Annotated in this window: 10 protein-coding genes; all 10 read left to right on the forward strand. The window is 51.3% G+C overall.

All coding sequences use genetic code 11. The features are described from left to right. The first annotated feature begins 64 nt into the window (after window positions 1-64). The 10 genes from wcaJ to GY169_RS08465 all read left to right on the forward strand — a co-directional run bounded on the left by wcaJ (window position 65) and on the right by GY169_RS08465 (window position 13,674). On the forward strand, window positions 65-1,459 hold the full coding sequence (gene wcaJ, locus GY169_RS08420; protein ID WP_001575921.1) for an undecaprenyl-phosphate glucose phosphotransferase: 1,395 nt from the start codon (window positions 65-67) through the stop codon (window positions 1,457-1,459). A gap of 9 nt (window positions 1,460-1,468) precedes the next feature. Next, entirely contained in the window at window positions 1,469-2,950 is a 1,482-nt protein-coding gene (locus GY169_RS08425) for an MOP flippase family protein (protein ID WP_167575478.1), read from the forward strand. Window positions 2,951-2,981: 31 nt separating this feature from the next. Then, window positions 2,982-4,262 carry a colanic acid biosynthesis pyruvyl transferase WcaK gene (gene wcaK / locus GY169_RS08430; protein ID WP_032281161.1) on the forward strand — a complete coding sequence of 427 codons (1,281 nt, stop codon included), beginning with the start codon at window positions 2,982-2,984 and terminating at the stop codon, window positions 4,260-4,262. Further along, on the forward strand, window positions 4,259-5,482 hold the full coding sequence (gene wcaL, locus GY169_RS08435) for a colanic acid biosynthesis glycosyltransferase WcaL (protein WP_163449212.1): 1,224 nt from the start codon (window positions 4,259-4,261) through the stop codon (window positions 5,480-5,482). The genes wcaK and wcaL overlap by 4 nt, the downstream gene beginning before the upstream one ends. 9 nt (window positions 5,483-5,491) lie before the next feature. Next, window positions 5,492-6,889, forward strand: a complete 1,398-nt coding sequence (wcaM, locus tag GY169_RS08440; protein WP_167575479.1) for a colanic acid biosynthesis protein WcaM — start codon at window positions 5,492-5,494, stop codon at window positions 6,887-6,889. A 134-nt stretch (window positions 6,890-7,023) separates the two neighbouring features. Beyond that, window positions 7,024-7,917 (forward strand): UTP--glucose-1-phosphate uridylyltransferase GalF, encoded by an 894-nt coding sequence (galF, locus tag GY169_RS08445; RefSeq protein WP_163449210.1) that lies wholly within the window; start codon window positions 7,024-7,026, stop codon window positions 7,915-7,917. Window positions 7,918-8,179: 262 nt separating this feature from the next. Further along, a complete protein-coding gene (gene gndA, locus GY169_RS08450; RefSeq protein WP_163449209.1) occupies window positions 8,180-9,586 on the forward strand; it encodes an NADP-dependent phosphogluconate dehydrogenase in 1,407 nt (468 codons plus the stop codon). 203 nt (window positions 9,587-9,789) lie between these two features. Further along, a complete protein-coding gene (gene ugd / locus GY169_RS08455) occupies window positions 9,790-10,956 on the forward strand; it encodes a UDP-glucose 6-dehydrogenase (protein WP_167575480.1) in 1,167 nt (388 codons plus the stop codon). Window positions 10,957-12,166: 1,210 nt separating this feature from the next. Then, complete coding sequence (locus GY169_RS08460) at window positions 12,167-12,934, forward strand: ABC transporter permease (protein WP_167577261.1); 768 nt, start codon at window positions 12,167-12,169, stop codon at window positions 12,932-12,934. Beyond that, complete coding sequence (locus tag GY169_RS08465) at window positions 12,934-13,674, forward strand: ABC transporter ATP-binding protein (protein ID WP_167577262.1); 741 nt, start codon at window positions 12,934-12,936, stop codon at window positions 13,672-13,674. The genes GY169_RS08460 and GY169_RS08465 overlap by 1 nt, the downstream gene beginning before the upstream one ends. The last annotated feature ends 3 nt before the right edge of the window (window positions 13,675-13,677 follow it).

Consider the following 13,677-nt stretch of genomic DNA (forward strand, 5'->3'; position numbering starts at 1 on the left):
GTTTTTCTCCCTCGCCCTTTGGGGAGAGGGCCGGGGTGAGGGGAAACGACGAATAGGACCAACGATGACGACTCTAAAAAAGCGCGAACGAGCTAAAACGAATGCATCGTTAATCTCCATGGTGCAGCGTTTTTCCGACATCACCATCATGTTGGGGGGATTGTGGCTGGTGTGTCAGGCGGTTGCGTTGCCGTTTTTATATCTCCATCTGTTGATGGCGCTGGTGACGCTGGTCGTTTTCCAGATGATTGGCGGTATTACCGATTTCTACCGCTCCTGGCGCGGCGTGCGTATCACCACCGAATTGCTGCTGCTGTTGCAGAACTGGACGCTGAGCCTGGTGTTTGCCGCCGGACTGCTGGCGTTTAACGATGATTTTAATACCAATTTTACCATGTGGCTGGCGTGGTACCTGATTAGCACCATCGGCATGCTGGCGAGCCGCGCGTTCATTCGCTACGGCGCTGGCATGCTGCGCCATCGCGGCTATAACACCCGCTATGTGGCCGTCGCCGGGGACATGCCGGAAGGGCAGGCGCTGCTCGAAAGCTTCCGCAACCAGCCGTGGCTGGGCTATGAAGTGGTCGGCAGCTATTACGATGCTAAACCGGGCGGCGTTAACGCCGACTGGATGGGCAATCTTGAACAACTGCTCGACGATGCCCGCAGCGGCAAAATCCATAACGTCTACATTTCGATGGCGATGCAGGAAGAGAGCCAGATTAAAGAGGTGGTCCGTTCTCTCGCCGACACCACCTGCTCGGTGCTGCTGATCCCGGATGTTTTCACCTTCAACATCCTGCACTCACGTGTAGAAGTGGTGAACGGTATTCCGCTGGTGCCGCTGTACGACACGCCGCTCTCCGGGGTGAATCGTATTATCAAACGTCTGGAGGATATCGTGCTGGCGCTGGGCATTCTGCTGCTGATTTCGCCTGCGCTGTGCTGCATCGCGCTGGCGGTGAAGCTGAGTTCGCCGGGCCCCATCATCTTCCGCCAGACCCGCTACGGCATGGACGGTAAGCCGATCAAGGTGTGGAAATTCCGCTCAATGAAGGTCATGGAGAACGACAAGGTGGTGAAACAGGCGACGCAGAACGACCCGCGTGTGACCCGTGTCGGCAACTTCCTGCGCCGCACCTCGTTGGATGAACTGCCGCAGTTTATCAACGTGCTCACCGGCGGCATGTCTATCGTCGGCCCGCGTCCGCACGCGGTGGCGCACAACGAGCAGTACCGTCAACTGATTGAAGGCTACATGCTGCGCCACAAAGTGAAGCCTGGCATTACCGGCTGGGCGCAGATCAACGGCTGGCGCGGTGAAACCGATACCCTCGAGAAGATGGAAAAACGGGTGGAGTTCGATCTCGAATACATCCGCGAGTGGAGCCTGTGGCTCGATATCAAGATCGTCTTCCTGACGGTGTTCAAAGGCTTTGTCAACAAAGCAGCCTACTGAGGAAGTGACATGGGCCTGAGAGAAAAAACCATCAATGGCGCGAAATGGTCGGCGATGGCGACGGTGGTGATTATTGGCCTGGGGCTGGCGCAGATGACCGTGCTGGCGCGGATGTTCGACGGCCATCAGTTTGGTCTGCTCACCGTGTCGCTGGTGATTATCGCGCTGGCGGACACGCTGTCGGATTTTGGTATCGCCAACTCGATTATTCAGCGTAAAGCCATCAGCCAGATTGAGCTGACCACGCTCTACTGGCTGAACGTCGGGCTGGGGATTGCGGTGTTTGCCGCGGTGTATCTGCTGAGCGATACCATTGCGCGGTTGCTGCACAACCCGGATCTCGCGCCGTTGATCAAAACGCTGTCGCTGGCCTTCGTGGTGATCCCCCACGGCCAGCAATTTCGTGCGCTGATGCAAAAAGAGCTGGAGTTTAACAAAATCGGCTCCATTGAGACCGCAGCGGTGCTGTCGGGCTTTACCTTTACGGTGATCAGCGCCTGCTTCTGGCCGCTGGCGATGACCGCAATTTTGGGTTATCTGGTCAACAGCGCCGTGCGTACGCTGCTGTTCGGCTATTTTGGCCGCAAGATTTACCGTCCAGGTCTGCATTTTTCGCTGACCACGGTCATGCCTAACCTGCGCTTTGGCGCGTGGCTGACGGCGGACAGTATTGTTAACTACATCAACACTAACCTGTCGACGCTGACGCTCGCGCGCATCCTCGGCGCCAGCGTGGCCGGGGGCTATAACCTCGCCTACAACGTGGCGGTGGTGCCGCCGATGAAGCTTAACCCAATCATCACCCGCGTGCTGTTCCCGGCGTTCGCCAAGATTCAGGACGACACCGACAAGCTGCGAGTGAACTTCTACAAGCTGCTGTCGGTGGTGGGGATCATCAATTTCCCGGCGCTGCTGGGGCTGATGGTGGTGAGCAATAACTTTGTGCCGCTGGTGTTCGGCGACAAATGGCTGCACATCGTGCCAATCCTCCAGTTGCTGTGCGTGGTGGGGCTGCTGCGCTCGGTGGGCAACCCGATCGGTTCGCTGCTGATGGCCAAAGCGCGAGTGGATATCAGCTTTAAATTCAACGTCTTTAAGACCTTCCTGTTTATTCCTGCGGTGATTATCGGCGGGCAGCTCGGCGGTGCGATTGGCGTCACGCTGGGCTTCCTGCTGGTGCAAATTATCAACACCATCCTCAGCTATTTCGTGATGATCAAACCGGTGCTGGGGCCGGGCTACCGCGATTACCTGCTGAGCCTGTGGCTGCCGTTCCGTCTCTCTCTGCCGACGTTGATTTCAAGCTACGCGGTGGGGCGACTGCTGGAAGGCAGCGTTTCGCTCTCGGCGCTACTGGCGATGCAGGTGCTGGCGGGGGTAGTCAGCTTTGCGCTGGTGATCATGCTGTCACGCCACAGCCTGTTGCTTGAACTAAAAAAACCGCTCTGTCGGAGCGGAAAACTGAAAACGTTATTACGCGTTCCTGATTGATTTGCTTGAACCCCTTTTTGATGAGGCCATGATGAAATTACTAATTTTGGGAAACCACACCTGCGGCAACCGCGGCGACAGCGCGATTATGCGCGGCCTGCTCGATGCGATTCTTCGCCAGCAGCCGGACGTTGAAATGGACGTAATGAGCCGTTTCCCGATCAGTTCCTCCTGGTTGCAGGGGCGTGAGATTATTGCCGATCCGCTGTATCAGCTGAGCCAGAAACAGCAGGCGGCGGCAGGCGTGAGCGGGCGCGTGAAGAAAGTGCTGCGTCGCCGCTTCCAGCACAAGATCTTGCTGGCTAAGGTGACCGGCGAAGGCAAACTGCGCAACTTTGAAATTGCGCCAGAGTTTCATGAGTTTGTGCGTTTCCTTGGCAACTATGACGCGATTATTCAGGTAGGTGGGTCGAACTACGTCGATCTCTATGGCTTGACTCACTTTGAGTACCCGCTGTGCGCCTTTATGGCCAACAAGCCTATCTACATGATTGGCCACAGCGTTGGCCCGTTCCAGAACCCGGACTTCAACGAGCTGGCGAACTACGTCTTTGGCCGCACTAACGCGTTGATTCTGCGTGAAACCGTGAGCCGTGAGCTGATGGCGAAGGCGAATATCGACACCGGTAAGGTGGAGCAGGGCGTGGACACCGCCTGGCTGGTTGAGCATCGTAACGACAGTTTCGAACCGAGCTACGCGGTACAGCACTGGCTTAACCTGACCGCACAGCGTAAAACCGTGGCGATTACTCTGCGCGAGCTGGAGCCGTTTGATAAGCGTCTGGGTACAACCCAGCAGGCCTATGAGAAAGCGTTTGCCGAGGTGGTGAACCGTATGATTGACGACGGTTATCAGGTGCTGGCGCTTTCTACCTGTACCAGTATCGACCGCTACAACCGCGATGACCGCATGGTCGCGCTGCGCATGGCGCAGTACGTTAAAAACCGCGAGCATTTCCATATCGCCATGGACGAACTTAATGACGTGGAGATTGGCAAAATTCTTGCCTCCTGCGAACTGACCATCGGTACCCGCCTGCACTCGGCGATTATCTCGATGAACTTCGGCACGCCAGCGATTGCCATTAATTACGAGCACAAATCAGCGGGCATTATGCAGCAGCTGGGTATGCCTGAGATGGCCATCGACATTCGTCACCTGCTCGACGGCTCGATGCAAGGCGTGGTGGGCGATATTCTCAACCAGCTTCCGGCGCTGGGTGAGAAAGTCGCCGCGGCGGTGGAGGGGGAACGCCAGAAGGGCTTCACCATGATTGAATCGGTGCTGAACCGCATCCGGGAGGGCCGATGAAAGTCAGCTTCTTCCTGCTGAAATTTCCTTTATCGTCTGAGACGTTTGTCTTAAACCAGATCGTGGCGTTTATCGAGATGGGTTATGAGGTGGAGATTGTCGCCCTGCAAAAGGGCGACCTGACCAACACTCATGCGGCTTATACCCAATATCAACTGGCGGACAAAGTTCGCTGGTTACAGGATGAGCCGTCAACGGCGCTGGAGAAGCTACGCTATCGCGCGTTCAGCACGTTGCGCGGTTTACACCGTCCCGCCGTCTGGCGGGCGTTAAACGCGCGGCGCTACGGCCAGGAGGCGCGCAACCTGATCCTCTCTTCTATCTGTAGCCGCACGCCCGCGCCGATTGTCGCTGATGTTTACATCGCCCACTTTGGCCCGGCGGGCGTGACCGCCGCCAAGCTGCGCGAACTGGGGGTGATCGAAGGGAAGATAGCCACCGTCTTTCACGGTATTGATATCTCAAGCCGCGGAGTGTTGAACCACTACACCAGCGAATATCAGCAGCTGTTCCGCCGCGGCGACATGATGTTGCCCATCAGCCAACTGTGGGCCGACCGGCTGCAGGCGATGGGCTGCCCGACGGATAAAATTACCGTATCAAGAATGGGCGTAAACATGGACCGCTTCTCGCTGCGCCCGCTAAAAGCGCCCGATGGCTGCTTGCAGATACTCTCCGTTGCGCGTCTGACCGAGAAAAAGGGGCTGCATGTGGCGATTGAAGCCTGCCGCCAGCTGAAAGAGCGTGGCGTCAACTTTCGCTATCGCATCCTCGGCATCGGGCCGTGGGAGCGCCGTCTGCGCACCCTGATTGAACAGTATCAGTTGGAAGATCACGTAGAAATGCCGGGTTTTAAGCCCAGTCATGAAGTGAAAATGCTGCTTGATGAAGCTGACGTCTTCCTGCTGCCCTCGGTAACGGGGGCCGATGGCGATATGGAAGGTATTCCGGTGGCGCTCATGGAGGCGATGGCGGTGGGGATTCCGGTGCTGTCGACGGTCCACAGCGGCATCCCGGAACTGATTGACTCCGGTCATTCTGGCTGGCTGGTGGAGGAGTACGACGCCACGGCGCTGGCGGACAAACTGCAATCACTTGGCCGGATGGATGCGCACAGCCTGCAGCCGGTGCTGGCGCGCGCACGTGAGAAAGTCGAAACCGATTTTAATCAGCAGGTGATTAACCGGCAGCTTGCCAGCCTGCTGCAGACGCTTTGCTAAGGAGGCGCTATGCACACCTTAACCCGACGTTACTTCCTTACCGCCGGGGCAACGCTTGCCGCGGCCTTACCGGTACTTTCAGCAACCGCCGCGCGTACCGCCGAGAAGCGCTCGGCAGTGGACATACGTGACTACGTGCACAATGGCGACTGGATCCGCGCGTTCAATGAGGCCTTCGCGCAGGCCGACACCGTCAACGTGCCGGCGGGGGTGGTTGTCGACAATATCAATACGGCGATTACGCTGCCGCCGGGGAAAACGTTGGCGGTTGCCGGTGCCCTGAAAGGCAACGGGCGCGGGCGCTTTATCCTGCAAAAGGGCTGCCAGGTTATTGGCAGCGGTGATGCCAGCCTTTACAACATTACGCTGGACGTACGTGGTAGTGATTGTACGATTGCCGGATTGACGATGAGCGGCTACGGCCCGGTGGCGCAGATTTTCATCGGCGGGAAAGACAAGCGTACGCTGCGTAACCTGACCATTACCCGCCTGACCATCACCAAAGCCAATTACGGTATTCTGCGCCAGGGCTACCATAATCAGTGGCTGGATGTGAACATCACCCACTGCCACTTCAGCTATCTGCAGGGCGACGCCATTGAGTGGAACGTGGCGATTAACGACCGCAATATCCTTATCTCCGACCACGTCATTGACCATATCGACTGCACCAACGGTAAGGTCAACTGGGGCATCGGGATCGGCCTGGCCGGCAGCACCTACGATAATGGCTATCCGGAAGAGCAGGCGGTGAAAAACTTTGTCGTCGCCAACATCACCGGCAGCAACTGCCGCCAGCTGGTGCACGTGGAAAACGGCAAACACTTTATTATACGTAATGTGAAAGCCAGCAATATCACGCCGGAATTCAGCAAGCAGGCGGGAATAGATAACGCCACGGTGGCGATCTACGGCTGTGATAATTTCGTTATTGATGGTGTCGATATGGTTAATAGCGCGGGAATGCTGATTGGCTACGGTGTTATCAAAGGTAATTATTTGTCGATACCGCAAAACTTCCGCCTGAATAATATACAGATGGACAACAGTGCTTTGGCCTATACGGTCCGCGGTATTCAAATTTCCTCGGGTAATAACCCCTCGTTTGTCTCTATCACCAACCTGTCCATGAAGCACGCTTCGCTGGAGATTCATAACAAACCGCAACACATTTTTTTGAGGAACATCAACGTGATGCAGCTCTCCTCTCGTGGGCCTGCGCTGAAGCTGAACTTCGATTTACGCAAGGATGTGCGTGGGAAGTTTATGGCGAAGCAGGATACGCTGCTGTCGCTGGCGAACGTGAGGGCGGTGAATGAGAAAGGGCAGGCGGCGGTGGATATTGATCGGGTCGATCAGCATGTTGTCAACACAGAACGCCTCAATTTTGCGCTACCGCGCCGCTGAGCACGGCAATCCACTGAATTATCGGATTACATCCAGGGATCATCCTGACTCAAATCAGTACTATGACAAAACAGAGTGGATTAAACATGTTTAATCGCTATAATTCATCAACCGATATATAGGTGGACAAGATAATGGTTAATTTGAAAGCAGTCATTCCGGTAGCGGGATTGGGTATGAACATGCTACCTGCCACGAAGGCCATCCCTAAAGAGATGCTGCCGATCGTTGACAAGCCGATGATTCAGTACATCGTCGACGAAGTGGTTGCTGCAGGGATCAAAGAAATCGTTCTGGTCACACACGCATCGAAAAACTCGGTGGAAAACCACTTCGATACCTCGTATGAACTGGAAGCACTGCTTGAGCAGCGCGTGAAGCGTCAGCTGCTGGCTGAAGTTCAATCTATCTGTCCTCCTGGCGTGACCATCATGAACGTTCGCCAGGCGCAGCCGCTGGGCCTGGGGCACTCTATCCTGTGCGCACATCCGATTGTCGGCGATAACCCGTTTGTGGTTGTGTTGCCGGACATCGTGCTGGACAACGCAAGCGCCGACCCGCTGCGCTATAACCTTGCCGCCATGGTGGCGCGTTTCAACGAAACCGGACGTAGCCAGGTACTGGCGAAACGTATGCCAGGCGACCTGTCTGAATACTCCGTCATCAAAACGAAAGAGCCGCTGGATGTCGAAGGTAAAGTTAGCCGCATCGTTGATTTTATCGAAAAACCTGACCAGCCGCAGACGCTTGAATCCGATCTGATGGCCGTAGGCCGCTATGTACTTTCCGCTGATATCTGGCCTGAACTGGCGAAGACCGTGCCGGGGGCGTGGGGCCGTATTCAACTGACGGATGCGATCGCCGAACTGGCGAATAAGCAGTCTGTTGACGCGATGCTGATGACGGGTGAGAGCTACGACTGCGGGAAGAAGATGGGGTATATGCAGGCGTTTGTGCAGTATGGGCTGCGGAATTTGAAGGATGGGGCTAAATTTCGTAAAAGTATAGAGAATATCCTAGTCGGATAATTTATCGCTATTATGGCTAAGAACAGCAATCATGATGAGGATTTATTTATCTCCGTCAGATTGCTGTTTTTTTTAGGAAGTAATCAGGGTGTTTCTCGTGGCGTTTGTGGTGGTTTCTTGTTTAAAACCCCAGCACGATTTTAGTTTCGTTGATTTAAAAGCATCTAAGACTACACAGTTTTCTCGAACCTGAGTTAACATCGAATTCACATTTTAAGCCGCGCATTTGTGGCGTGGTGACCACACCTGACAGGAGTATGTAATGTCCAAGCAACAGATCGGCGTAGTCGGTATGGCTGTGATGGGGCGCAACCTGGCGCTCAACATCGAAAGCCGTGGTTATACCGTCTCTATCTTCAACCGCTCCCGTGAAAAAACCGAAGAAGTTGTCGCTGAGAATCCAGGCAAAAAGCTGGTTCCTCACTACACGGTCAAGGAGTTCGTCGAGTCTCTTGAGACCCCACGTCGTATCCTGTTAATGGTGAAAGCAGGCGCGGGCACCGATGCTGCCATCGATTCCCTGAAACCGTACCTTGATAAAGGCGACATCATCATTGATGGTGGTAACACCTTCTTCCAGGACACCATTCGTCGTAACCGTGAGCTGTCAGCTGAAGGCTTTAACTTCATCGGTACCGGCGTGTCCGGTGGTGAAGAGGGCGCGCTGAAAGGCCCATCCATCATGCCTGGCGGCCAGAAAGAAGCGTATGAGTTGGTTGCGCCTATCCTGACCAAGATTGCTGCTGTTGCTGAAGACGGCGAGCCTTGCGTAACCTACATCGGTGCTGACGGTGCGGGTCATTACGTGAAAATGGTCCACAACGGTATCGAATACGGCGACATGCAGCTGATTGCTGAAGCCTATTCTCTGCTGAAAGGCGGCCTGAACCTGTCTAACGAAGAGCTGGCAACCACCTTCACCGAGTGGAATGAAGGCGAGCTGAGCAGCTACCTGATCGACATCACCAAAGACATCTTCACCAAAAAAGATGAAGACGGTAAATACCTGGTTGATGTGATCCTCGACGAAGCGGCGAACAAAGGCACCGGTAAATGGACGAGCCAGAGCTCTCTGGACCTGGGCGAACCGCTGTCGCTGATCACTGAATCCGTTTTCGCGCGCTACATCTCCTCCCTGAAAGACCAGCGCGTGGCGGCATCTAAAGTGCTGACTGGCCCGCAGGCTAAACTGGCTGGCGATAAAGCAGAGTTCGTTGAGAAAGTGCGTCGCGCACTGTACCTGGGTAAAATCGTCTCCTACGCGCAGGGCTTCTCTCAGCTGCGTGCCGCGTCTGACGAGTACAAGTGGGATCTGAACTATGGCGAAATCGCGAAGATCTTCCGCGCGGGCTGCATCATTCGTGCACAGTTCCTGCAGAAAATCACCGACGCCTACGCTGAAAACGCGAGCATCGCTAACCTGCTGCTGGCGCCGTACTTCAAAAATATCGCTGACGAATACCAGCAGGCGCTGCGTGACGTCGTGGCCTATGCTGTGCAGAACGGTATTCCGGTACCGACCTTCTCTGCCGCGGTGGCTTACTACGACAGCTACCGCGCTGCGGTCCTGCCAGCGAACCTGATTCAGGCTCAGCGTGACTACTTCGGTGCGCATACCTATAAACGCACTGATAAAGAAGGTGTGTTCCACACCGAATGGCTGGATTAATCCGAATTAGTTCATCCGTAAAGCCAGGCCCGGAGCGCATCTCCGGGCTTTTTTATTGTCTGAAAACAGCATTCAGTCAGGTCTGATAGGCGGCGACACGGTAATTCGCGATATACTGGCCGCAAGCCGATCCGACAACGTTGGGTCCCACGGTGGTGATGCATTCACCCTCAAATGTTTAACCGGAAGAAGTTACAGAGCGAATGAAGATAACTATTTCAGGAACAGGTTACGTCGGCCTGTCGAACGGCATTCTGATCGCCCAGCACCACGAAGTGGTGGCCCTGGATATCGTTCAGGCCAAGGTCGACATGCTGAATCAGAAACAGTCGCCGATCGTCGACAAAGAGATCGAAGAGTATCTGGCGACCAAACCGCTGAATTTCCGTGCGACCACTGATAAGCGCGATGCTTATCGCGATGCAGATTATGTGATCATCGCCACCCCGACCGATTACGACCCCAAAACGAACTATTTCAATACGTCCAGCGTTGAGTCTGTTATCCGTGACGTCGTTGAAATCAACCCCAATGCGGTGATGGTTATCAAATCTACCATTCCGGTAGGCTTTACCAATTCGATTAAAGAAAAACTGGGTATCGACAATATTTTCTTCTCACCGGAATTCCTGCGCGAAGGCCGTGCGCTGTACGACAACCTGCATCCGTCGCGTATCGTTATCGGCGAACGTTCTGAGCGCGCCGAGCGTTTTGCCTCGCTGCTGCAGGAAGGGGCAGTGAAGACGGATATCCCGACGCTGTTCACCGACTCGACCGAAGCCGAAGCTATCAAGCTATTTGCGAACACCTACCTCGCGATGCGCGTGGCTTATTTCAACGAGCTGGATAGCTATGCGGAAAGCCTGGGCCTGAACTCCCGCCAGATTATTGAAGGTGTGTGCCTGGACCCGCGCATCGGTAATCACTATAACAATCCATCTTTTGGTTATGGTGGATATTGCCTCCCGAAAGATACTAAACAACTGCTGGCAAATTATGCGTCTGTGCCAAATAACATCGTCGGTGCGATTGTTGACGCTAACCGTACCCGCAAGGATTTTATTGCCGATTCCATCCTGGCCCGCAAGCCGAAAGTGGTTGGGGTATATCGCCTCGTCATGAAGTCAGGATCCGACAATTTCCGCGCATCTTCGATTCAAGGGATTATGAAACGAATCAAAGCGAAAGGCATTCCAGTGATTGTGTATGAACCTGCGATGAAAGAAGATGAATTCTTTAATTCCCGCGTCGTACGCGATTTGGATGCATTTAAGCAAGAAGCGGATGTCATCATTTCTAACCGGATGGCGGAAGAATTGGCTGATGTGAAAGAGAAGGTTTATACACGCGATCTGTTTGGTAATGATTGAACATTAGTTTCTGTGACGTTTTCTGCGCTGCTTTGCTTGGGCAGCGATATGAGATAAAGCCCTCATCAAGAGGGCTTCTTTTATGATGGTTGCTAACGCGGATGAAGTCATTCCCACTATAACTTTGTGGAGCTTAAACCGAACATATCCAAATTAGAAACGGGGTATATACGGTGAAGGAGTGCTGGCCGGTGGCTTAAGTGGTAAAAGAGTACGGCCTATGTCATGGACTGCTGGGGCGGTATGCACTGGAGGGGCTACGAGCCTTGACTCACCATAGCTGTAAAGGGGATTCTGCTCTGGGGTAAGCCAGCACACGAAATCGTTTTTTCATGTGCAGACAATATGCTTAACACGGTTCGTTTAATACGAGCAATTTTTAAACGCAGCGCTTTTGATTCTGTTTACTTAAGTTAGAAGTGTCCAAGGCGAACATTGTTGTAATCATTCACATTTTCATTGCCGACTATGTGATAGCCTGATGGAGCAATGCGGGGGGCTATAAACGTAAAGTAAATACCTTGATTTTTCATTATTATTTTGTATGAGATTTTGCACTTTGACAGGCTGCTGCTCACATTCAGACTGAAACCAGTTACTTTTAGTTCTTAAAAGCAAAAGAGTGGGATGAATGCGATGATTCTTAACGATTGAAATCAGTGAACAGTTTATGGTGCTCAAGCGCGTGCTGAATCGGAGCTGGTATCTTGGGTAACGAACATTGAGCAAAAGATGTTTGTAGGTAGTCTTTGCGAGTTACATGCGAAACAACTTTGTTCCAGCAATTGCAGTTACGAGCAAAGATATATTCATTGTCTGTATGTTTATTGTTCAAAAAGCTACGTTAAGCTGGATTGTGAGTAAGAAAAGTCTATAATGAACTGTCAAATTCATTGATAACTTGAGCATTTTATCATCAAACGAATGAGTGTTGTAACCAATTGATAATTTGTGATAATCGAGACTTTACAATTATTAGAAAATTTCTTGACAACATGACTTTGGTGGGGATTTTATGCTAAGTCATGTGTAAAAGTAGCTATTTACGTCATATTGACAACAATGCGAGTGCATAGAGCTATGCTATGCCAGCAACGGGACTAGTGGTGAGGTATTTGGTTTCTCTGAGCCAAGGGCGGTAGCGTACCCTTTTTTTACTAATTGAACTGGATTCATGCATTATAGCAGGCATGTCTAATGAGCATTGATGATGAAGTATAATTTAGGATATCTGTACGATTTACTTGTTGTTATAACAAACAAAGATCTTAAGGTCCGTTACAAAAGCAGTGTGTTCGGTTACTTATGGTCGATTGCAAATCCATTACTATTTGCAATGATATATTATTTTATTTTTAAATTAGTAATGAGGGTTCAGATACCTAACTACACGGTATTTCTTATAACGGGCTTATTTCCTTGGCAATGGTTTGCAAGTTCTGCGACCAACTCACTGTTTTCATTTCTTGCAAATGCTCAAATAATTAAGAAAACAGTCTTTCCACGCTCTGTTATTCCATTAAGTAATGTAATGATGGAAGGATTGCATTTTTTATGCACGATCCCAGTGATTGCGATGTTTCTATTTATTTATGGCATGTCTCCATCTATCGTTTGGTTGTGGGGTATTCCAATTATCGCAATTGGTCAGATAATCATAACCTTCGGTTTTTCTTTGATTTTTTCAACATTGAATCTTTTCTTTAGGGATCTTGAACGTTTTGTAACATTAGGGATAATGCTACTCTTCTATTGTACTCCTATTTTGTATGGAGCTGATATGATACCGGAACAATACAAATGGATTATAGATTATAATCCTTTAGCAAATATGATCCTTGCTTGGCGTGACCTTTTCATGAATGGTCAGCTTGATTATATGAATATGGCATATTTATATGCGTCTGGTATTGTTGTGTTAGCCATTGGTATGTGGGTGTTTAATAAACTCAAATTCCGTTTTGCAGAGATATTATGATGTCAGTTGTCATCGAATTTTCCAACGTTACAAAAGAATACCCACTTTATCACCATATCGGCTCTGGTATTAAAGATCTTTTATTTCACCCTAAGAGAGCAATGAGTCTCTTAAAAGGACGTAAATACTTAGCTATTGAAGATATTTCTTTTACCGTTAACAAAGGTGAGTCGGTTGCACTGATTGGCCGTAATGGCGCAGGTAAGAGTACATCCTTAGGCTTGGTAGCTGGAGTGTTAAAACCTAGTAAAGGGGAAGTCAAGGTCAAAGGTCGTGTTGCATCCATGCTTGAACTGGGAGGCGGATTTCATCCTGAGTTAACTGGACGCGAAAATATAATATTAAATGCGACACTCTTAGGATTAAGGCGCTCTGAAGTCTATAAAAAGCTCGATAAAATTATTGAGTTTTCTGAGTTAGGTAGTTTTATCGATGAGCCTATTCGTGTCTATTCTAGCGGTATGTTAGCAAAATTAGGTTTTTCCGTAATCAGCCAAGTAGATCCAGATGTTTTAATCATTGATGAGGTCTTGGCTGTTGGTGACATTTCGTTTCAAAGAAAATGCATTAATACGATTAAAGCATTTAAAGAAAGAGGTGTGACAATTTTATTTGTCAGTCATAGCATGACTGATGTTAAAAAAGTGTGTGATAAAGTAATTTGGGTAGAGAACCACCGGCTGAAAGCCATTGGTGATGCGGACTCTATTATCGATGAATACGTCGCCTCTATGGCGTGATAG

It is taken from the genome of Kluyvera genomosp. 3 (genome assembly GCF_011765685.1).
GTDB lineage: Bacteria > Pseudomonadota > Gammaproteobacteria > Enterobacterales > Enterobacteriaceae > Kluyvera > Kluyvera georgiana_A.

Bases quoted from the DNA above. Each gene is read 5' to 3' on its own strand.
- GY169_RS08465 (WP_167577262.1), top strand. From the start codon at position 12,934: ATGTCAGTTGTCATCGAATTTTCCAACGTTACAAAAGAATACCCACTT.
- GY169_RS08460 (WP_167577261.1), top strand. From the start codon at position 12,167: ATGAAGTATAATTTAGGATATCTGTACGATTTACTTGTTGTTATAACA.
- wcaJ (WP_001575921.1), top strand. From the start codon at position 65: ATGACGACTCTAAAAAAGCGCGAACGAGCTAAAACGAATGCATCGTTA.
- galF (WP_163449210.1), top strand. From the start codon at position 7,024: ATGGTTAATTTGAAAGCAGTCATTCCGGTAGCGGGATTGGGTATGAAC.
- wcaL (WP_163449212.1), top strand. From the start codon at position 4,259: ATGAAAGTCAGCTTCTTCCTGCTGAAATTTCCTTTATCGTCTGAGACG.
- gndA (WP_163449209.1), top strand. From the start codon at position 8,180: ATGTCCAAGCAACAGATCGGCGTAGTCGGTATGGCTGTGATGGGGCGC.
- GY169_RS08425 (WP_167575478.1), top strand. From the start codon at position 1,469: ATGGGCCTGAGAGAAAAAACCATCAATGGCGCGAAATGGTCGGCGATG.
- wcaK (WP_032281161.1), top strand. From the start codon at position 2,982: ATGAAATTACTAATTTTGGGAAACCACACCTGCGGCAACCGCGGCGAC.
- wcaM (WP_167575479.1), top strand. From the start codon at position 5,492: ATGCACACCTTAACCCGACGTTACTTCCTTACCGCCGGGGCAACGCTT.
- ugd (WP_167575480.1), top strand. From the start codon at position 9,790: ATGAAGATAACTATTTCAGGAACAGGTTACGTCGGCCTGTCGAACGGC.